Consider the following 20,879-nt stretch of genomic DNA (forward strand, 5'->3'; position numbering starts at 1 on the left):
GCCGCTGGTGGACTACGGGCTGGACTCGATCCTGGTGCTGCAGCTGGTCAACGCGCTGCGCGAGGACCTGCCGGACATCTCGCCCGCGATGATCTTCGACGCGGGCGGTGTCGACGGCCTGCTCGCCCGCTGCGGGGCGCGGCAGCGGTGGGACCTGTCCGGCAGCCAGCGCCTCGTCCACCGCGACCACGTGCGCTGGGGCGGGTCGAGCACCTACAACCTCCCCCTGCTGTTCGAGATCCGCGGTGAGCTCGACGAAACCGCGCTGGAGCGGGCCGTGCGCGAGCAGGCCCGGCTGCACCCGGTGCTCACCGCGGCGGTCGTCGAGCAGGACGGCGTCCCGCAGCTCGAACTCGACCCGTCCCGGACGCCCTCGTTCGAGCGGATCGAGCTGCGCGCCGGAACACGGGACGAGCAGCTGGCCGCGCTGCGCGACCTCGTGGCCGAGGAGTTCGACCTGGCCACCGGGCCGCTGGTGCGGGCGCACCTGGTCGGGCTGCCCGACCGGCGGCGGCTGCTGCTGATCACCGCGCACCACCTGCTGCTCGACGGCACGTCGACCGCGCTGCTCGTGCGCGGCCTGCAGGACGCCTACGGAGGCTCCGCGACACCACCGCGCGCCACGTTCGGCGACTTCACCGCGTGGGAGCGGGACCTGCTGACCGGCCCCGGAGCCCGCGCGCACCGGGACTTCTGGCTGCGCGAGCTGGATGGCGCGCCGACGAACCTCGCGCTGCCCCACGACCGGAGGCCCGAGCCGGACCGGATGCCCCGGATCCGGGTCCTGACCCGGGAGGTGCCCGCGCAGCAGGCCGACGCGCTGGCGGCGTGGGCCGCGCGGCACCGGACAGGTCTGGCCACCGCCCTGTTCGCCACCTGGGTCGTCTTCCTCGGGAAGGTGACCGGCCAGCGCGACCTCGTCGCGGGGCTGACCGCGGCGGCCCGCCCGGAGGAGCGGTTCCAGGACGTCGTCGGCCAGTTCGCCACGCGGCTGCCGATCCGCTGCACCACCACCGGCGATCCCGCGGAGGTGCTGGAGTCGTTGCGGGACAAGGTGCTCGCCGGGATCGAGCACAGCGCCTACCCGCTGCGGGAGATCGCCCGCGCGCTGGGGCGGGAGGACGAGCCGCTGGCGCGGACGAACTTCCTGTTCCAGAACTTCGCCGGAGCCGACCTGCTCACCGGCGAGGCGGCGGGGGAGCCGCGGCTGCACCCCTTCGCCGACCTGCCCTACACCGGGGAGCACGCGCTCGCCGCCGAGGTCTACCGCAGCGGCGCCGGCTTCAAGGTCTTCCTCAAGTACGACGCGAACCTCTTCGACGACGCCACCGCGCGGCGGCTGGCCGACGAGTGGTTCTCCTCGCTGCGCGCCGGATCCGGCGCGCAGGAACTGTGACCCCCAACCGGATTGGAACAGCGATGGCTACTCTGGACGAACCGTTCGCGGTGGGCGACCTGCAGGTGCGCAACCGCATCGCGATGGCCCCGATGACTCGGATGCAGTCGCCCGGCGGCGTGCCGGGGCCCGAGGTCGCCGACTACTACGCCCGCCGCGCGCGCAACGGCGTCGGGCTGATCTTCACCGAGGGCACCTACGTCGGCCGCCCGCAGGCGGCCGAGCACGAGGGCGTGCCGCACTTCCACGGCGAGCAGGCCCTGGCCGGTTGGCAGGAGGTGGCCCGGCGGGTGCGCGAAGCGGGCGGCCGGATCATCCCGCAGCTGTGGCACACCGGCCTCACCCGCGGCGACCTCGACCCGCCCGCCGAGGGTCCCTCCGGCATCGGCCTGGACGGCGCCCCGCACGGGGTCGCGATGACCCGGCAGGACCTCGACGCGGTGATCGCGGCCTTCGCCGAAGGCGCCGCGCACGCCGAGCGCCTCGGCTTCGACGGCGTCGAACTGCACGGCGCGCACGGCTACCTCATCGACTCGTTCCTGTGGGAGCGCACCAACCGGCGCACCGACGGATACGGAGGTGACCCGGCCTCCCGCGCCCGCTTCGCCGCCGAGATCGTGCAGGCCGTCCGCGCCGCCGTCAGCCCCGGATTCCCCGTGTTCTTCCGGTTCTCGCAGTGGAAGGTCGGCCACTACGACGCGCGGATCGCGGAGAACCCGGACGAGCTCGCGGCGCTGCTCGGCCCGCTGGCCGAGGCCGGCGTGGACGTCTTCCACGCCTCCACCCGCCGCTACTGGCTCCCGGAGTTCGAGGGCAGCGACCTCAACCTGGCCGGGTGGGCGCGCAAGCTCACCGGAAAGCCCTCGGTGACGGTCGGTTCCGTCGGGCAGGCCCAGCAGTTCGGCGACGGCGGCGGCCTCGCCGAGGGCTACACCACCGAGTCGAGCGTCACCGGCATCGAGGAGCTGCGCGAGCGCCTCGCCCGCGACGAGTTCGACCTCGTCGCCGTGGGCCGGACCCTGCTGTCCAACCCGGACTGGGCCGACAAGGCGCTGCGCAACGACCTCACCGACATCGCGCCCTACGACCCCGCCGTGCTCGCGACCCTCTCCTAGAACCCCACCGAAACTCCCGGAAACAGCGAAGGACATCGACTTGAGCAACGACGACCTCACCGGCAAGCGCGCGGTGGTGACCGGCGGCAGCCGCGGCATCGGCGCCGCGATCGCGCAGAACCTGCTCGACGCGGGCGCCACCGTGGTCACCGCCGCCCGCAGCGCCACCGACGACACCCCGCCCGCCTCGAAGTTCATCGCCGCCGACCTCAGCACCCCGGAGGGCGTGCAGGAGTTCGCCGACACCGCGCTCGGCGTGCTCGGCGGCGTCGACGTCGTGGTGAACTGCGCGGGCGGCTGCCGCTCCTTCCAGACCGCGCTGGAGATCGAGAACGACTGGCAGCACACGATGAACGTGAACTTCCTGTCGGCCGTGCGGCTCAACGCCGCGCTCGTGCCGTCCATGCGGGAGTCCGGCGGCGGGGTGATCGTGCACATGTCGTCGACCGCGACGATCTCCTCCTACCCGATGATCCTGCACTACGCGGCCGCCAAGTCCGCGCTGGAGGTCTACAACAAGGGTCTCGCCGTCGAACTGGCCCCGCACGGGATCCGGGTCGTGTCGCTGTGCCCCGGCAACGTCGAAACCCCGGGCGCGGACGCCGCGCGCGACCAGATCGTCGACTACCTCGGCCTGGACCCGAACGACGACCACGCCCAGCGGTGGGCCGAGGAGGTCCCGCTCGGGCGGATCGGCCGGTCGCAGGACATCGCCGACGCCGTCAGCTTCCTGGTCTCCGATCGCGCCTCCTGGATCACCGGCAGCAACCTGGTGATCGACGGCGGCAAGAGCGCGATGTGACCGGCGACCGCAGACCGACCACCCCGCAGGCGGAAGGACGCACACCATGACGGCGACAGAGCACGAGGTTCCCGACTACCCCTTCGCCCCGCCCGACCGGCTGCGCGCCGACCCCGAGGCGCTGCGGCTGTCCGGTGCGCACCCGGTGCTGCGGGTGCGCCTGCCCTACGGCGGCGAGGGCTGGCTGGTGACCCGGCACGCGGACGTGCGCACCGTGCTGGCCGACCCCCGGTTCAGCAGGGCGGCCGCGGTCGGCCCGGACGTGCCGCGCACGGTCGCGGCCGGGCTGCCCGGCACGTCCATGCTCAGCATGGATCCTCCCGAGCACAGCAGGCTGCGGCGCCCGGTGGCCAAGGTGTTCACCGCCCGCCGCGTCGAGGATCTGCGTCCCCGCGCCCAGGAGGTCCTGGACGGCCTGCTGGATCGCATGATCGAGGCGGGCCCGCCCGCGGACCTGACGGCGGCGCTGACCTGGACGCTGCCGATCACCGTGATGTGCGAGCTGCTCGGCGTGCCGGTGGACGACCGGGAGCACTTCACCGCCTGGGTGGACCGGCTGCTGATCTTCTCCGATCCGGCCGAGTCCGCGCGGGCGCGCGAGCAGCTCAACGAGTACCTGATCGGGCTCATCGCGGAACGCCGCGCGGCACCCGCCGAGGACCTGCTCAGCGCCCTGGTGCAGCTGACCGGCGAGGACGGCGGGCTCGACGACGCGGACCTGGTCAGCATCGGGGTCAGCCTGCTGTCGGCGGGGCACGAGGCCACCGCCAACCAGCTCGGCAACTTCGTCTACACGCTGCTGACGCACCCCGAGGTGTGGCAGCGGATCGTCGCCGACCCGTCGCTGGTGCCGGGCGCGGTCGAGGAGCTGTCCCGGTACGTGTCCAACAGCGCCACCGCCGGGTTCACCCGCATCGCCACCGAGGACGTGGAACTCGGCGGCGCGGTTGTGCGCGCCGGGGACGCGGTGGTCTGCGAGCTGGGCGTGGCCAACCGCGACCCGGACGTATTCGACGAGCCCGACGTGCTCGACATCCACCGCGGGGCCGTCCCGCACGTGACCTTCGGGCACGGGCTGCACCACTGCCTCGGCGCGCAGCTGGCCCGGATGGAGCTGCGGATCGTGCTGGAGACGCTGTCGGCGCACCTGCCGGGTTTGCGCCTGGCCGAGCCCGCCGAGGAGCTCACCTGGCGCGAAGACCGCCTCATCCGCGGGCTGCACGCCCTGCCGGTGACCTGGTGACCCCTCACACCCACGGAAGGCTGCGCATGTCCGAATCACTGCAAGGAATCAGCGCCGCGGTGCACGACTCCGGCACCGGGATCGCCGAGGTGATGGCCGCGGTGTCCGAACAGGACACCGGCCAGGGTCTCGCCGAGGTCATGGCCTCGCTGCTGGAGGGCCACGGCGACGAACCGGCGCTGGGCGAACGCGCCACCGACCCGGCGACCGGGCAGCTGCTGCCGCGGTTCGACGTGCTCACCTACCGGCAGCTGTGGGAGCGGGTGAAGCAGGTCGCGGCGGCCTGGCACCACGCCGGGCTGCGCCCCGGGGACCGCGTCTGCTACCTGGGCTTCACCAGTGCCGACTACGTGACGCTCGACCTCGCGGCGATCCACCTGGGACTGGTCGCGGTGCCGCTGGCGGCCGGAGCCCCGCAGGCGCAGCTGGACCCGATCGTCGCCGAGACCGAGCCGGTCGTGCTCGCCGCCGGTGCGGGCTACCTGGACACGGCGGTGGAGTGCGTGCTCGCCGGGACCTCGGTGCGCAGCCTGGTGGTGTTCGACCACGAGCGGTCCGGGGCGGCGGTCGAGGCCGCGCGGGAACGCCTCGCCGCAGCGGGCAGCGAGGTCGCCGTCGAGACCTCCGGCGATCTGCGCCGCCGGGGCGCGGAGCTGCCGGCGGCGCCCCTGTTCGTCCCCGACGAGGGCGACGACCCGCTGGCGCTGATCATCTACACCTCGGGCAGCACCGGTGCGCCCAAGGGCGCCATGTACACCCAGCGGCTCGTCGGCACCGCCTGGTACGGGTTCACCTACGGCTCGGCGGACGTGCCGGTGGTCGGCGTGCACTACATGCCCTTGAGCCACCTGGCCGGGCGGTACTCGGTGATGACCTCGCTGGCGCGCGGCGGGACCGGCTACTTCACCGCCGCCGCCGACCTGTCCGCGCTGCTGGAGGACTTCACGCTGGTCCGGCCCACCGAGCTGACGATGGTGCCGCGGGTCGCCGACATGCTCTTCGAGCACTACCGGTCCGAAGTGGACCGCAGGAGCGGTGAACCCGGGGACGTGGAGGCCGCGGCCCGGGCCGGTGTGCGCGACGAGCTGCTCGGCGGGCGCGTCGCCAAGGCGATGGTCGCCAGCGCACCGCTGCCCGCCGAGATGAAGGCGTTCCTGGAATCGTGCCTCGGCGTGCAGGTCCACCTCGGGTACGGCTCGACCGAAGCGGGCGGGGTGCTGCTGGACTCGGTGGTGCAGAGCCCGCCGGTGCGCGACTACAAGCTCGTGGACGTCCCGGAGCTGGGCTACTTCACCACCGATTCCCCGCATCCGCGCGGAGAGCTGCTGCTCAAGTCCGACGTGATGATCTCCGGCTACTACCGGCGACCCGAGCTGACCGCGCAGATCTTCGACGCGGACGGCTACTACCGCACCGGCGACATCATGGCCGAGCCCGCGCCGGGCCGGCTGGTGTTCGTCGACCGCGCCAAGGACGTGCTCAAGCTCTCCCAGGGCGAGTTCGTCGCGGTCTCCAGGCTGGAGACGGTGTTCAGCGGTAGTCCGCTCGTGGAGCAGATCTTCCTGTACGGCAACGGGGAACGCGCCTACCTGCTCGGCGTCGTGGTGCCGTCCTCGGCCGCACCGGTCGGCGAGGGCGAGGCCGCGCTGAAGGCGGCGCTGCTGGAATCCCTCCAGGACATCGCGCGCGATGCCGGGCTCAACTCCTACGAGATCCCGCGCGATCTGCTGATCGAGACCAAGCCGTTCAGCCCGGCGAACGGGCTGTTGTCGGACAACCTCAAACCGCTGCGGCCCCGGCTCAAGGAGCGCTACGGGCCCGAGCTGGAGCGGCGCTACGCAGAGCTCGCCGAGCAGCACGTCGAGCGCTTGAGCGAGCTGCGCCGCGGCGGCGCGGACCGGCCGGTGCTGGAGACGGTCACCCGGGCCGCGCAGGCGGTGCTGGGATGCTCGGACGCCGAGCTGCGCCCGGAGGCGCACTTCACCGAGCTGGGCGGGGATTCGCTGGCCGCCTTGTCGTTCGCCGGGCTGCTGGAGGAGATCTTCGGGGTCGAGGTCCCGGCCGCCGCGGTGCTCAACCCGGTCGCCGACCTGGCGGGCCTGGCGGGGCGCATCGCGTCCGGACGCACCGGCGCGACCGAGCGGCCGGTGGCGGGCGCGGTGCACCGAGGCGAGCGGTTGCGCGCCGACGAGCTCCAGCTGGAGGAGTTCCTCGACGCCGACCTGATCGCCGCCGCGCCCGGCCTGCCTGCTCCGGAGGGCCCGGCCCGGACCGTGGTGCTGACCGGCGCGAACGGCTACCTCGGCCGGTTCCTGTGCCTGGAGTGGCTCGAACGGCTCGCCCCGGTCGGCGGCACCCTGATCTGCCTGGTGCGCGGCGCGGACGCCGAGCAGGCCGCGCGGCGCCTGGAGGAAGCCTTCGACAGCGATCCGGAGCTGCACCGCCGCTACCGGGAGCTGGCCTCCGGCACGCTGGAGGTCCTGGCCGCCGATGTCGCCGAACCGCGGCTGGGACTGGACGAGGACACCTGGACCCGCCTCGCCGCCAACGCCGATCTCGTGGTGCACCCGGCCGCCCAGGTCAACCACGTGCTGTCCTACGCGCAGCTGTTCGGCCCGAACGTGGTGGGCACCGCCGAGGTGATCCGCCTGGCGCTGACCGACCGGCGCAAGCCGGTGACGTTCCTGTCCAGCATCGCCGCGGTCCCCACCGGGGACGCGGCCGAGGACGCCGACGTCCGCCGCGCCGCGCCGGTCCGCGAGCTCGACGACGGCTACGCGAGCGGCTACGCGAACACCAAGTGGGCCGGGGAAGTCCTGCTGCGCGAGGCGCACGACCGGTGCGGGCTCCCGGTGGCGGTGGTCCGCTCGGACATCCTGCTCGCGCACCGCCGGTACGGCGGGCAGCTGAACCTGCCGGACGTGTTCACCCGGCTGCTGCTGAGCCTGCTGGCCACCGGCATCGCGCCTCGCTCGTTCTACCGGGGCGGGGAGCGCGCGCACTACGACGGGCTGCCGGTCGACTTCACCGCCGCGGCGGTGGCCGAGCTGGGTGCGCAGATCTCCGAGGGCTTCCGCACGTACCACGCGGTGAACGCCCACGACGACGGGATCTCGCTGGACACCGTCGTGGACTGGCTCGTCGAGCTCGGGCACCCGATCCAGCGGATCGAGGACTACGACGACTGGTTCACCCGCTTCACGACCGCGCTGCGGGCCCTGCCGGAGCGGCAGCGCGCGCACTCGCTGCTACCGCTCCGGCACGCCTTCGAGCAGCCGGGCGAAGCGGTCGCCGGTTCGGCGATCCCGGCCGAGCGGTTCGACGAGGCCGTGCGCGCGTCCGGCACCGACGTCCCGCACCTGACGGCCGAGCTCATCGGCAAGTACGTCACCGACCTGCGCGCCCTCGACCTGCTGCAGGGCGCCGAGAACTAACCGGAGGAATCCAGTGGACACCGACATCAACGACCTGCTCGACGAGGGCCTGCGCCTGCTGGAGGCGAAGGACTTCGACGGGTTCCGGGCGCGCTGCACGCCCGGCGCGAGCCTGTGGGAGAACGACGGCAACGGCGAGCAGACCATCGACCAGCGGATGGAGCAGTTCGCGGAGTTCGCCGTGAACGTGGAATCGCTGCACTACGACGTGTTCCGCCGGTTCGAGCGGGACGGTGAAGTGCTGCAGCAGCACGTGCTGCACGTGCTCGGCACCGACGGGTCGCGCAACCAGGTCCACGCCGCGGTCTACTTCCGCTTCGACGGCGACCTGATCGACCGGATCGAGGAGTACGGCTATCAGGTCCCCGCCTGACGCCGCACCGCCCCCACCCAGAGCAGTCCGGAAAGGACGGTCAGAGATGGCCCGCGTCGCCCGCTTCCACCAGGTCGGCGGACCGGAGGTCCTCCGCGTCGAGGAGGTCCCCACCCCGGAACCCGGCCCGGGGGAGGTGCTGATCGAGACCAGGGCGCTCGGCCTCAACCGGGCGGAGCTGGAGTTCCGCGCGGGGCGCTACGGGCAACCGTCCCTGCCGTCCGGGATCGGGTTCGAGGCGGCGGGCGTGGTCCGCGCCGTCGGCGCCGGGGTCGCGCACGTCGCGCCGGGAGCAGCGGTCAGCGTGCTCCCGGCGTTCGGCCCCGGCACCTACGCCCTGCACGGCGACGCCGTGCTCGCCCCCGCCGACGCCGTGGTCGAGCACCCGCCGAACCTGAGCTGGGAGCAGGCCGCGGCGGTGTGGATGAGCTGCACCACCGCCTACGGCGGTCTCGTCGAGACCGCCGGGGTGTCGGCCGGGGACGTGGTGCTGATCCCCGCCGCTTCCAGCGGCGTCGGCCTCGCGGCGATCCAGCTCTGCACCGCGCTCGGCGCCCGCCCGATCGCGCTCACCCGCACCGGCGGCAAGCGCAGCGCGCTCCGCGGCGCCGGAGCCGCCGAGGTCATCGCGACCGCGGAGCAGGACGTCGTCGCGGAGGTGCGGCGGCTGACCGGCGGCCGCGGAGCCCGGGTGGCGTTCGACCCGGTCGGCGGCGCGGGCTTCACCGACCTGTCCGCCGCGCTGGCCCCCGGCGGGATCGCCGTCGTCTACGGCACTCTCGCGGGAGGGACGACGCCGCTACCGGTCGGGGACGTGCTGGCCAAGGGCCTCACCATCCGCGGCTACGCCCTGTTCGAGACCACCGGTGACCCGGACCGCCGCACCGCGGCGATCGAGTTCCTCCACGCCCACCTGGCCGACGGCACCCTCGTCCCGCACATCGGCGCGACCTTCCCCTTCGACCGGATCGCCGACGCCCACACCCACATGGAGTCCACCACCCACCTCGGCAAGATCGTCCTCCGCACCGACCGTCAAGCACGGCCGTGAGGGCAGCATGGTCAGTTGAATCCCATTCCGCGCCTGCCGGTTTCGTTGAGCTGGTCGTGGGTGAACCGCCCGGTCCAGTCCCGCTCGTAGTGCTCCGGTGGGAAGTCGGTGGGGCTGGAGCCGGTGAGGAAGGCTTCGCGGACGGAGGCGGCGTAGGCCTCGTTGCGCGGGCACCACGGGGCGGCGGGGATGTACATGACGTTGCCCCATCCTTGCTGGTCGGCGACCGGTGCCACGCTGTGGATCATGTCGCAGTGCCACCAGACGGAGTCCCCGGCCTCGATGTCGGGGATGCCGACGAGGCCCTCCAGCAGGTCGGTGTGCCACTTGTGGGTGGCGGGGAAGACCTGGTTGGTGGTGACACCGCACATGTCGTCGTCGGGGACGTCGGCGAGCAGGGGGCGCAGCACGAGGTACGCCATGGCCTCGGGGATCGGGACGGTGTGCAGGACGCCCTGATCGTGGTCCATGTCGGACAGGGCGGTCCAGCCCTGGAAGGTCCGGAACGCCGAGCACATGGTGGAGCCGGGGTACTGGGGACCTGAGGTGCGGTGGGCGGCGTCCCAGGGGTCGTACTGCTCGACGGTGCCGTCGAAGAGGTGCCTGAACGCCCGCTGGTAGGACTCGGTCATCCACAGGTCGAGCGTGCCGGGGTCGCAATGCGTGCCGAGCCCGGCGGAGTCGGCACCCGGCGGACGGCGGCGGATGCGATCGGGGTACATGGCGTCGCGCGCGGGGTCGAACCACTGCACGCCCTCGGATTCGTGCTTCCAGAAGGAGTTGAGGAACGCCTGCACCTCGGCCATCCGGGTGCTCTGCCGGGCTTCCATCTGGGCTGGAGACCAGTAGATCGGGTAGATCTCCGGTTTCGACCCGACGCTGCCGAAGAAGTCGTCGCCCGGCCCCCGGTAGGTCTCGAAGAAGTTGTTGCGCTCGACGTAGTCGACGATGTCGGCGTCCCAGGCCAGGGCTTGGTCGCGGTCGAAGTGGCCGCGCACCACCAAGCAGCCTCGCCGCTTGAGCTGGTCGATCTGCTCGGCGCTGACGGTTCCGCCGGCGATGTCGGCGTAGTCGATGACCGGCCACACCGGCTCGCCGCGTTCCTGTGCCGCCTTGATCTCGCTCACGCGCTCGGTGATGCGCTGCTCCACGACGGCGAAGACCTCTTCGACGGTGCGTCCTGAAGCTTCGATGCGAGCGCGCAGCGCGGGCTTGATCTGCTGGATCGCGGCGGACAGGTCATCAGGTGTGCTCTCCCAGTGAGGCAGCGCAGGTGTCCGCCGCGCGTCGGATGTGGTGGTCACGTCGAACTCCTTTGGTCAGGACTCCTAACTAATAGGGGAATCCCAAGCAGGGTGTCAACCCGCGGTGTTCGACTGGAGGAGTCGGACACGGTGTCGCGAGTTGATCACGCCTTGTTGGGATCGGAATTTGATACGGCGAAGCGGACGTATGCACTACTCGCTTCGCTGCATATGAATCTTCGAGCTGTATTGCACCCGGCCGGACCTGCTCTATCGGTTAGGTCATCGCCCGATGATCTCCCTTGCGGTCGCGCTTCCGGAGCGAACAGCGCCTTCCATGTAGCCGTTCCACTGCACGGCGTACTCGGCGCCGGCCCAGTGGATGCGGCCGATCGGTGGCCGCAGCATGTCGCCGTAGCTGGTCCACACTCCGGGTGCGAAGTGGGCGCCGTAGCAGCCGCGGGTGAACTCCTCGGCGCTCCAGTCCTTTTCCACGTACGCGGTCGGGGTGGCCGCCTGCGGACCGAGGTGGCGGACGAAGGAGTCGATCACGGCTCGGCGGCGATGGGCCTCGGGGAGTCGCTGCCAGCGTCGGGCTTCGCTGCCTTCGACGAAGCCGAGGAGGATGCCGATGTCGGCGTTCGGCGGGGAGACGTCGAAGGTGACCTTGACCGGGCCGGTGTCGCAGGCGATCTGGCCGTTGAGCCCCTGTTCGCGCCAGAACGGCGTCGGGTACGCCGCGAAGGTCTTGGCAACGGTGCCGGCCGGAAGTTTTTGGGTGAGCTGGTCACGCCAGGCGGGAAGCACGGGGTCGTAGCGCAGACGTCCGGCGAGCGTCGGCGAGAGGGCGACGATGACACGCTCGGCCGTGAAGTCCTCGCCGTCGCGGGTGGTGACCGTGACGGCGGTGGCGTTGTGGGTCACTGAGGCGACCGGGGTGGACAACCTGATGTCGAGGCCCTCGGCGAGACGTTGGGCCACCAGGACGGAGCCACCGGCGACGCGGTCCTGCTGGGCGCCGCGGTCGACGCTGAGGAGGGTCTCGAGGTCGGTGTTGCTGACCGCGTAGAAGAGCGCGTGCAGCAGGGATAGGTCGCTGGTGTCGGCGGCGAAGATCGCTTCGGTTGCGACCCTGAAATAAGCCCGCCCGCTCGGGGTTCGCAGGGCGCGTCTTACCCAGGTCTCGAAGGTCTGGCTGTCGAACTGGCGCGCTTTCGGGTGCGCCCACGGATGAGCGGGGTCGATGGTGCGGGCGAGCCTGCCGAAGCGAGCCAGGCCTTGGGCGAGGTCGGCGAGCGCGACCGGGTTGAGCCGCGGGACGGCGCCCTTGGTGCCGTCGACGAGGGCGCGTCTGCCGCCGAGCTGGATGAGCATCTTGCCCTCGTCGTTCCAGGTGCGGAAGGTTTCCAGTCCGAACTCGTTGACGAGCCCGTACATCCGGGAGTGCCCCTCGCCGATCCAGGTGCCGCCGAGTTCGATCGGGTACCCCTTGATCTCGCCGCCCTCGATCCGGCCGCCGACCCGATCGCGAGCCTCGAGAACGACTACTTCGGCTCCGGCCTGGGTGAGTTCCCGTGCAGCGGAAAGTCCCGCCAGTCCTGCACCGACGACCACGACCTTCATGATTTTCTCCCTCGGTTCCAGCGATTCGGTCAGCTGACCGAATTGGGTCAGGTTAGGAGCACCACACGTGCCTTGCAAGGGTTCGTGGCAAAATCTCGGTCAACTGACCGAAAGAGAGGTGGTCATGCCGTACATCGAGGCAGCGGTACGCCGACAGCAGTTCATCGCGGCCGCACGCATCGCCCTGCTCGCCCATGGCGTTGCCAAGACCTCGCTGCGCGTCGTCGCTGCCGAGGCAGGCGTGCCACTGGCCACCATGCAGTACGTCTTCCCATCGAAGGAGAAGCTGCTCCGTGCTGTGATCGAGGACGTCGTCGACGAAATCGCCCACGTCCTCGCCGACTCCGCAGCCACCGATCAGGGGTTGGCGAACGCGATCCGCCAGGGACTCGATACTTACTGGGGCCAGCTCGTCCGGAACGGGCGCGAGCTGCAGCTGCTGCAGTACGAACTCACCATGTATGCCCTGCGTACCCCCGGCCACGAGGATCTCGCCCGAGTCCAGTACGAGCGCTACGCCGCCGTCGTTGCCGACTGGTGCAGACACGCCGCCGAGCACGCGGGCGAAACCGCCGTTGTTTCCTTCGACCACCTCGGACGCATGATCGTCGCCGGTGTGGACGGCCTGATCCTGCAATACGTCTGCGACCCTGACGACGCACGTGCGCGAAAGGGGCTGGAGGCGTTGGCGGAGATGGCCAAGGCGTTGGCGGGAGTGTGACGACTATCGATCCGTCCCGACCGCGATCGTTCGTGGATCCTCCTCAGCGGTCGAGTCCGTCAAGGCAACCTGATGACCATTGCCTGCAGCCACACAGACGACGGCAGGCCCAAGGCCATACCGGGGCTGGCGTCCCTGGATGTGGCCTGGCGGGAACCCAAACGCTCTCGCGTTGCTGGTACCTCAAGCCAGAAGGGCCGGAACTGGGGCCGGGGCTGGTGGAGACGGTTGTCGCGGAGATAGGCGAAGGTAGCTGTCGAGTGCTGTTTGGGCAACACTCCTGACTAAACTCTCGGCATGTCCTCCGCCAAGCCGTCCCTGGAGCTGTTGCGCTCGCTGACCGATGAGCACGTGCTCCGGGCCGTCATGGACCAGCGCCGGATGACGCGAACGGAGATCGCCGCGCGCACGGGGATCTCGAAGCCGACGATCTCCGACAGCGTGCGCAGGCTCAGCGAGGCCGGCGTGCTGGTGGACACGGGCGAACGAACGACCGGTCGTGGGCGGGCGGGCTCGTACTACTCGTTGAGCGAGGAGTGCGGGGTGGTGATGGTCGCGAGCATCACGCCGTCCGGGGTGATCGCTGAGGCCGCGGACGCGTTCGGCCGCGTCCTCGCCCGAGAGCAGGAGCGGATCGGAAGGTCGCCCGGCGTGGAGGTGGCGGCGGACGCGCTGGCGGAGGTCGCCGCCCGGCTCCGGCGCGCTGTTCGCGGCTCGATCCGGTGCGCCGTGGTGAGCGCCGCCGACCCCGTCGATCGCGAGACCGGGCGCCTGGTGGAGCTGCCGGACGTCCCCTTCCTCGTCGGGGAGCTGGATCCGGTCGCCGTGCTGGAACCGCTGGTCGAAGGCCCGGTGCTGGTCGACAACGACGTCAACTGGGCCGCCCGTGCCGAGCGCGGCGCGGGCCGCGCGGCCGGTGTCGACGACTTCGTCTACGTCTACCTGGACGAAGGTCTCGGGTGCGCGGTCGTCACCGACGGCGCGGTGCGGCGCGGGCATCGTGGTCTCGCGGGCGAGATCGCGCACCTCCGCACCGAGGGCCCGGACGGAGGGGTCGTGCCGCTGATCGAGGTGTTCGCGGCGCTCGGGCTTCGTCGGCGGGCGTCGACCGCTGTCGACGTCGAGGCGTTGCGGAGTGCGATCGAGGCGGACGGCGAGGCCGGCGACCGGATGCGCCGGGCGCTCGCGCGCGCGGTGCGCGGCGTGCTCGCGGCCGCCGTCGCGCTGGCGGACCCCCAGCTCATCGTGCTGGGCGGGGCCTGGGGCACCGAGCCGGCGATGGTCCGGGCCATCGCCGGGCTGTTCGCCGAAGCGCCGCGCCACGTCCCGGTCGTCCCGGCCGAGGTGCCCGAGCCGCAGGTCGCCGGTGCCCGCGCCCGAGGTGTGGAGGAACTCCGGGACCGCATCATCGCCGGTTCCTCACCGCGGCCGTCATGATCTTCGAACGCGGTGGTCGCGGGGCGTGACGATGGTGAAGTCCGGGTCGGGTTCGTCGAGGTGGCCGAACAGCTCGGCGATGAGGTTCGGGTCGCCGGTGATCTCGGCGCGGCCGCGTTCGGCGAGGTCGGCGGCCGTGGTGGTGCCGAGCAGGACGCTGCGCAGGTCGGGCTCGTCGAGGACGACTTCGACGTCGGGTTCACCGGCCGCCGGTCCGGTGCCGACGACGTGGGTGAGCACGCCGTTGCGCAGGCGCTGGGTGTGCTGCTGGTCGCTGGGGAGGCTCCAGCGGACGGTGATGTCGGCGTCCCAGCTGCCGGGACCGTCGAGGCGGATCGCGAGGGCGTCGAAGAGCTGGTCCAGGGTCAGCGCGTCGAGCACGTCGGGTGCGGAGGTGACCGTGGGGGTGCCGACCGGGCCGTTGCGGAGTTCGTGGGCGCCCATGAGGTAGAAGTTGCGCCAGGTCCCGTTCTCGCAGCCGTACCCGAGCTGTTCCAGGGCGTCGGCTTGCAGCGAGCGGGCCGTTTCGTGGTCGGGCTGTGCGAACACGACGTGGTTGAGGACCTGCGCGACCCAGCGGAAGTCGCCTTCGTCGTAGGAGTCGCGGGCGCGGCGGACGACTTCGTCGGCACCGCCCATGAAGTCGACGTAGCGCTCGGCGGCCTCGGTCGGCGGGTGTTCCCAGAGGTGGGCGGGGTTTCCGTCGAACCAGCCCAGGTACTTCTGGTAGACGGCTTTGGTGTTGTGGCTGACCGAGCCGTAGTAGCCGTGGGTGTGCCAGGCCCGTTCCAGGTTGGGCGGCATCGCGATCTGCTCGGCGATCTCCAGGGGAGTGAGCCCCCGGTTGAGCAGGCGCAGGGTCTGGTCGTGCAGGTAGGCGTAGAGGTCGCGCTGCTCGGAGAGGAACTCGACCAGCCGGTCACGTCCCCACACCGGCCAGTGGTGCGAGGCGAAGGCGACGTCGGAACCACCGGCGAACAGTTCGATGGCTTCGGTGAGGTAGTGGGCCCAGGCGCGGGGGTCGCGCACTTCGGCACCGCGCAGCGTCAGCAGGTTGTGCAGCGTGTGGGTGGCGTTCTCGGCGGTGCACAGCGCGGCGTGGTCGGGGAAGTGGATGTTGAGCTCGGCGGGTGCTTCGGTGCCGGGCGTGAGCTGGAAGTCCATCCGGATCCCGTCGACGGTTTCCGACTGGCCGGTGGCGGTGATGTCGTGGGTCGGCGGGACGAGGCCGACGCGGCCGGTGGAGGTGGTCGGCCCGAGCCCGGCGCCGATCTGGCCCTGCGGGCCCTTGGCGAGGGCGGCCCCGTACATGTAGGCGGCGCGGCGGGCCATGGCGGTTCCGGCGTAGATGTTCTCGCTGACGGCGTGGGTGAGGAAGCCCTGCGGCGCGAGGACGGGAATCCCGGCGGCGAGCTCGTCGTCGCCGATCACTCCGCGCACGCCGCCGAAGTGGTCGGCGTGGCTGTGCGTGTAGAGCACGCCGGTCACGGGGCGGTCACCGCGGTGGCCGCGGTAGAGGGCGAGCGCCGCCGCGGCGGTCTCGGCCGAGAGCAGCGGGTCGATGACCAGGACGCCGCGCGATCCTTCCACGACGGTCATGTTGGACAGGTCGAAACCGCGGATCTGGTAGATGCCGTCGGTGACCTCGAACAGACCGTGCTGGGAGCACAACCGGCTCTGCCGCCACAGGCTCGGGTTGGCGGTGTGCGGGCAGTCCTGCGCGAGGAAGCCGTAGGCGTCGAGGTCCCACACGACGGCGCCGTCGGCGTCGCGGATCAGCGGCTCCGACGCCGTGCCCAGGAACCCCCGTCGGGCGTCGTCGAGGTCGCGGGTGTCGTCGAAGGCGAAGCTCTCCCGCACCGAGGCGTTACCGGCGACGATTCCCGGCTGTGCGGCTTGCGGACCGGGGCTCTGGGACATCACGCCTCCTGACTCGGGTCCCGGTGGACCGTGCGCGGCCGACGACATCGTCACCGGCCGCGAACCCGAACGCCACCGGAGGGGCGAGCGGCCCACCGCGGAGCGATAGCCGGGGTGCTCCGGCACCAGGTGTGCGCAACCGCAACACCGGTACCTCCGCACGCGGGTTTTCCCGGGTGCGGTGAGGTGGAACACGGCCAAACCGGGACGAAATACCTGGTCGGAGGACCCCCGCCCGGCTGCATGCTCGAGGAGGTTCCCCGGGAGGGGACGTTTTCGAGAGTCGGTTCAACGGCTGCGGGAGGGAAAGCCGATGGTTCAGATCGCCGAGGTCACCGGACTGTTCGACCGGCGCGCATCGGACGACGCGCCGACGCAGGGGCTCGCCGTCACCGGGCGGTGGGGCGAGTTGATCCCGACGCCGCGCGAGGCCGGGACGAGCACGCGGTTGGTGGTCGAACGAGGAGCCGACGAGGGTGCGGAGTTCGTGATCTCCGCTCCGCTGACGGTGATCGGACGTCACCGCGACTGCGACATCGTGATCGACGACGTGACGGTGTCCCGGTTCCACGCTGAGCTGGAGATCGTGGACGGGCGGTACTTCCTCCGCGACAGCGGTTCGCTCAACGGGATCTACGTCAACAGGCGGCCCGTGCAGCGCGTCGAGCTGTTCGAATCCGATGAGATCTGGATCGGCAAGGCGCGGTTCACCTTCCACACCGGCGCAGCGGCGGACCTCGCGGTGCCCGCCCAGCGGTGAGAACGGGCGTCCCGGCGGGGAGACCGCCGGGCGCGCGCCTCGCCGCGTCCGCCCGCGTGAGCTGACGACGCGCGCGGCGGAGCTCGACGCGCCCGAGCGCCCGCATCGAAACCCGGCTGCTCGCAGCCGCGATCCGGCGGCTCAGGGCCGCGCCGCTTTCAGCGAGTCGCTCAGCCGCCGGGCCGCCGCGCGCACCGCCTCGGCCCGCACGTCGCCGTCCGCCCCGGTGAAGTCCTCGCTGTGCCCGCCGAGGCTGATCGTGCCGACCAGCGACTCGCGCGAACCGAGGATCGGGGCGGCCACGGCCGAGACCCCGTGCAGGTAGTCGTTGCGGCTGCGCGAAACGCCCTCGGCGCGAACGTGATCCAGGTGCGTCGCGAACTCCCCCGGCTCGGAGTGGGTCGTCTCGGTGAAGGCCGGGAGCGGCTCCCGCAGGACCCGGCGACGGAGCTCGGGGTCGAACGCGACCATCGCCACCGGCGCGGCTGCGGCGTGGTACGGCAGGACCGATCCGATCGAGACGGCGGCCAGCACCATCGGTTTGCCGCCCTCGACCCGGTCGATGCACACGGCCCCGGCGGGGGACGGGACCATCAGGAACGCCGTGTCGCCGAAGTCGGACGCCAGCGCTTCGAGCTCCGGCCGTGCTTCGGTCCGCAGGTCGAACCCGGCGAGCGCGGCGGCGCCGATGGTGAACATCGGCATCCGGACCCGGTAGGCCCCGCTGTGGTCCCGGTGCACCCAGCCGGCCTCGACGAGGGTGCTCATCAGCCGGTGGACGGTCGGCTTGTTGAACCCGCTGGTCGCCGTGAGCTCGGCGAGCGTGATCACGGGCCGCTCGGCGCTGAACTGCCCCAGCAGCTGACAGGCGCGCAGCACCGATCCGACGGTTTCCCGCCCGGAGCTGTCCTCGACAGCTTCTCGTGCCACCGCCACCTCCCCTCTCGTGTTTCGGGACAGCGTCAGGCTAGCGGCCTGCTGACCGAAGCGGCTTGACATGGTCGTGTCCCTCGCGCACAGTTTCGGAACGCGTATCGCATCACGATACACAAGGGAGCTGTCAGTGGATCTGCGAGAGATGACCACCGAAGGACTCGTCTACGCACCCGGCGTCTGGGACGGGTTGACCGCGCGGCTGGCCGAGCAGGCGGGCTTTCCCGCGCTGTGCGCGTCCGGGTTCGCGATCTCGGCCGCGCTGGGCTACCCGGATGCCGAGCTCTACACGATGTCGGAGAACCTGCACGCCGTCCGGACGATCCGCGAGGCGAGCCCGCTACCGGTCATCGCCGACATCGACACCGGCTACGGCAACGCCGTCAACGCCGCGCGAACAGCCCGCCGGTTCGCCGATGCCGGGGTCGCGGCGGTGTTCATGGAGGACCAGCGCTCGCCCAAGCGCTGCCCGCTGATTCCCGGTGCCGAGCTCGAACTGCTCGACCTGGCGGAGGCCACGGGCAAGATCCGCGCCGTGCGCGACGCCGCGCAGGAGACCGGAATGCTCGTGATCGCCCGGACCGATGCCAAGGGGGACGAGGCGCTCCGCCGGGCCGTGGCCTACGTCGAGGCCGGAGCCGACCTGATCATGCCGGTCACCAAGACCTTCACGACCGTCGAGGAGTGGCGGCGCTGCCACGAGTTCACCGGAGCACCGCTGATGGCGACCCTGACGGCCTCGGCCTGGACCGAGCGGGAGTTCACCCCCGAGGTGATGGAGCAGATCGGCGTCCGCATCGCGCTGCTGCCCACCCAGCTGCTGATGGCGGTGACCGGTGCCGCGCAGGAGTGCCTCAGCCGCCTCGCCGCGGGCGAACCGCCGGCCCAGGTCGGCGCGGGAGCCACACCGCACCACGAATTCGTCGAGCTCATCGGGATGCCCGAGATCGAGCGGCAGCAGCACGCGTACCTGCCCGCCACCGAGACGGTCTGAGGGAGGCGCAATGGCGAGCACGATCACCGAGAAGATCCTGGCCAGGGCGGCGGGCGTCGACGTCGTCAAGGCGGGCGACAACCTGCCCGCGCGCCCCGACTACATGATCGCCTACGACTTCCCCGGCTACACCGATGTGATGTTCCGGCAGATGCACGACGACTTCGGCATCCGCGCGCTGGCCGAACCGGAGCGCTACGTGGTCTTCATCGACCACATGCTGACCAAGGGAACCGAGAAGGAGCAGGAGGTCCACCAGGTCACCCGCGACTGGTGCGCGTTCTACGGCATCGAGCTGCACGAGGCCCGCGGCATCGGCCACCAGGTGATGGCCGAGCTCGGCTACGCGCTGCCCGGCAACTTCCTGATCCACTTCGACGGCCACATCTCCGGCGCGGGCGCGTTCGGCGCGCTGGGGTGGGGCGTGCGCCGGGACCTGCTGGAGGCCTGGGTCTCCGGGCAGATCTACCTCGACGTCCCCCGCACCACGAGGTTCGAGCTGACCGGTGAGTTCGCTCCGGGCGTCGACAGCCGGGACCTGGTGCACCACATCATCGGCGAGTTCGGGGCCGACGGGTGCGCGCACCAGGTGATGGAGTTCGCCGGGCCGGGCGCGCGGGCGATGTCGATCGACCGCAGGCAGGGCCTGTGCGGAATGGCGATGTTCACCGGGGCGGTGTCCGCGGTGTTCGAGCCGGACGAGGCCGCGCTCTCCTACGCGCGGCGGGTCGCCGCAACGGATTTCACGCCCCAGCTGCCGGACCCGGGTGCCGACTACGCGGCGGTGCACACCATCGACCTGTCCGCGCTGAGCCCGCAGGTCGTGCTGCCGGGGTCGGCTCGCTCCGCCAACACCCGTCAGGTCGTGGAGCTGTCCGGAACGCCGGTCACCAAGGCGTTCATCGGTTCCTGCGCCAGCGGGCGGATCGAGGACATCCGGGCGGCCGCGCTCGTCCTCGACGGGAGGAAGGTCGCCCCGGGGGTCGAGCTCAACGTGGTCCCGACCTCGGACGCGGTGCACCGGCAGGCCGAGGACGAAGGGCTGCTCGATGTGCTGCGGGCGGCCGGGGCGCACATCGCCCGCTCCAGCTGCGACTTCTGCTTCGGCTACCAGAAACCGCTGCAACCGGACGAGAACTGCATCTCCACCGGCGTGCTCAACATCTCCGGCCGCATGGGCAGCACCGACGCGAACATCTACATGGGATCGGCGTTCACGGTGGCGGCCAGCGCGGTGACCGGCACGATCGCCTCGGCGGGGGAGGTGACGCGTTCATGAGCGCCGCCCGCGACTACCCGCCGCCACCGGACCTCATCCGCGGGCGCGTGGCCTGGGTGTTCGGCGACGACTTCGACATCGACCTGGTGATCGGGGTCGAGAACATCAAGTCCTACGACGCGGAGTTCTTGCGCGGCAAGGTCATGCAGGCCTACGACCCCACCTTCGCGGACCGCGTCCGGCCCGGCGACGTCATCGTCGGTGGCCGCAACTTCGGCTACGGCCACCCGCACTACCCGCCGATGGTGGCGCTGCGCGACCTGGGCATCGCCGCGGTGCTGGCCGAGTCCTTCTCCCCGGGGTTCTGGCGCGGCGAGACCCACAACGGCATGCCGCTGCTGACGGTGCCCGGCATCAGCACGGCGGTCACCACCGGTGACGCCGTGCAGGTCGACTGGCGAGCGGCGGTGGTCGGCCTCGACGGCGGCACCGAGCTGCGCGGCGACCCGCCGAGCGCCCGCGTCCGCCGCGTGATCGAAGCCGGCGGTTCGGTCAAGCTGCTGCTGGCCGAGCACGCCCGCAACCCCAGTCCCCAGCACTGACCGTTCCTCGAC

At 71.4% G+C, this 20,879-nt stretch carries 17 protein-coding genes; 13 read left to right on the forward strand and 4 right to left on the reverse strand.

The genetic code is table 11. From position 1 onward, the window contains the following. The 7 genes from QFW96_RS27800 to QFW96_RS27830 all read left to right on the forward strand — a co-directional run. Window positions 1–1,396: condensation domain-containing protein (locus QFW96_RS27800; RefSeq protein ID WP_281458704.1), on the forward strand; the 1,396-nt coding region annotated here is incomplete at its 5' end. Between the two features lie 23 nt (window positions 1,397–1,419). Beyond that, window positions 1,420–2,511 carry an NADH:flavin oxidoreductase gene (locus QFW96_RS27805; protein WP_281458705.1) on the forward strand — a complete coding sequence of 364 codons (1,092 nt, stop codon included), beginning with the start codon at window positions 1,420–1,422 and terminating at the stop codon, window positions 2,509–2,511. A 40-nt stretch (window positions 2,512–2,551) separates the two neighbouring features. Beyond that, window positions 2,552–3,313, forward strand: coding sequence for an oxidoreductase (locus tag QFW96_RS27810; RefSeq protein WP_281458706.1), 762 nt, complete (start codon window positions 2,552–2,554; stop codon window positions 3,311–3,313). 46 nt (window positions 3,314–3,359) lie between these two features. Continuing rightward, window positions 3,360–4,556 (forward strand): cytochrome P450, encoded by a 1,197-nt coding sequence (locus tag QFW96_RS27815; protein ID WP_281458707.1) that lies wholly within the window; start codon window positions 3,360–3,362, stop codon window positions 4,554–4,556. A gap of 26 nt (window positions 4,557–4,582) precedes the next feature. Beyond that, window positions 4,583–7,990, forward strand: coding sequence for a carboxylic acid reductase (gene car / locus QFW96_RS27820; protein WP_281458708.1), 3,408 nt, complete (start codon window positions 4,583–4,585; stop codon window positions 7,988–7,990). A gap of 13 nt (window positions 7,991–8,003) precedes the next feature. Further along, window positions 8,004–8,363, forward strand: a complete 360-nt coding sequence (locus QFW96_RS27825; protein ID WP_281458709.1) for a nuclear transport factor 2-like protein — start codon at window positions 8,004–8,006, stop codon at window positions 8,361–8,363. Between the two features lie 46 nt (window positions 8,364–8,409). Further along, window positions 8,410–9,414 (forward strand): zinc-dependent alcohol dehydrogenase family protein, encoded by a 1,005-nt coding sequence (locus QFW96_RS27830; RefSeq protein ID WP_281458710.1) that lies wholly within the window; start codon window positions 8,410–8,412, stop codon window positions 9,412–9,414. Window positions 9,415–9,425: 11 nt separating this feature from the next. Here the strand turns inward: QFW96_RS27830 and QFW96_RS27835 are convergent, their stop codons facing one another. Together QFW96_RS27835 and QFW96_RS27840 are read right to left on the reverse strand one after the other, a co-directional pair. Then, entirely contained in the window at window positions 9,426–10,718 is a 1,293-nt protein-coding gene (locus tag QFW96_RS27835) for a DUF1479 domain-containing protein (RefSeq protein WP_281458711.1), read from the reverse strand. A gap of 222 nt (window positions 10,719–10,940) precedes the next feature. Further along, window positions 10,941–12,281, reverse strand: a complete 1,341-nt coding sequence (locus tag QFW96_RS27840; protein WP_281458712.1) for a flavin monoamine oxidase family protein — start codon at window positions 12,279–12,281, stop codon at window positions 10,941–10,943. 124 nt (window positions 12,282–12,405) lie between these two features. Here QFW96_RS27840 and QFW96_RS27845 point away from each other — a divergent pair, with 124 nt between their 5' ends. Together QFW96_RS27845 and QFW96_RS27850 are read left to right on the forward strand one after the other, a co-directional pair. After that, complete coding sequence (locus tag QFW96_RS27845) at window positions 12,406–13,002, forward strand: TetR/AcrR family transcriptional regulator (protein WP_281458713.1); 597 nt, start codon at window positions 12,406–12,408, stop codon at window positions 13,000–13,002. Between the two features lie 297 nt (window positions 13,003–13,299). After that, entirely contained in the window at window positions 13,300–14,439 is a 1,140-nt protein-coding gene (locus tag QFW96_RS27850; protein ID WP_281458714.1) for an ROK family transcriptional regulator, read from the forward strand. On the opposite strand, the gene QFW96_RS27855 is transcribed toward QFW96_RS27850, so the two are convergent. Continuing rightward, window positions 14,434–16,359, reverse strand: a complete 1,926-nt coding sequence (locus QFW96_RS27855; RefSeq protein ID WP_281458715.1) for an alkyl/aryl-sulfatase — start codon at window positions 16,357–16,359, stop codon at window positions 14,434–14,436. The two genes, QFW96_RS27850 and QFW96_RS27855, sit on opposite strands and share 6 nt — an antisense overlap. Before the next feature lie 313 nt (window positions 16,360–16,672). On the opposite strand from QFW96_RS27855, the gene QFW96_RS27860 reads away from it, so the two are divergent. Continuing rightward, complete coding sequence (locus tag QFW96_RS27860; protein ID WP_281458716.1) at window positions 16,673–17,119, forward strand: FHA domain-containing protein; 447 nt, start codon at window positions 16,673–16,675, stop codon at window positions 17,117–17,119. A gap of 141 nt (window positions 17,120–17,260) precedes the next feature. Here the strand turns inward: QFW96_RS27860 and QFW96_RS27865 are convergent, their stop codons facing one another. Next, on the reverse strand, window positions 17,261–18,049 hold the full coding sequence (locus QFW96_RS27865) for an IclR family transcriptional regulator (RefSeq protein ID WP_281458717.1): 789 nt from the start codon (window positions 18,047–18,049) through the stop codon (window positions 17,261–17,263). 133 nt (window positions 18,050–18,182) lie between these two features. On the opposite strand from QFW96_RS27865, the gene QFW96_RS27870 reads away from it, so the two are divergent. The 3 genes from QFW96_RS27870 to QFW96_RS27880 are packed head-to-tail and all read left to right on the forward strand — an operon-like array spanning window position 18,183 to window position 20,867. After that, window positions 18,183–19,046 carry an isocitrate lyase/PEP mutase family protein gene (locus tag QFW96_RS27870; RefSeq protein WP_281458718.1) on the forward strand — a complete coding sequence of 288 codons (864 nt, stop codon included), beginning with the start codon at window positions 18,183–18,185 and terminating at the stop codon, window positions 19,044–19,046. A gap of 10 nt (window positions 19,047–19,056) precedes the next feature. Further along, window positions 19,057–20,325, forward strand: a complete 1,269-nt coding sequence (locus QFW96_RS27875) for a 3-isopropylmalate dehydratase large subunit (RefSeq protein ID WP_281458719.1) — start codon at window positions 19,057–19,059, stop codon at window positions 20,323–20,325. Further along, window positions 20,322–20,867 (forward strand): 3-isopropylmalate dehydratase small subunit, encoded by a 546-nt coding sequence (locus QFW96_RS27880; RefSeq protein WP_281458720.1) that lies wholly within the window; start codon window positions 20,322–20,324, stop codon window positions 20,865–20,867. Before QFW96_RS27875 ends, QFW96_RS27880 begins: the two co-directional genes overlap by 4 nt. The last annotated feature ends 12 nt before the right edge of the window (window positions 20,868–20,879 follow it).

Origin of the sequence: Saccharopolyspora ipomoeae, assembly GCF_029952525.1 — a bacterium.
In the GTDB taxonomy this organism is placed as follows: domain Bacteria; phylum Actinomycetota; class Actinomycetes; order Mycobacteriales; family Pseudonocardiaceae; genus Saccharopolyspora; species Saccharopolyspora ipomoeae.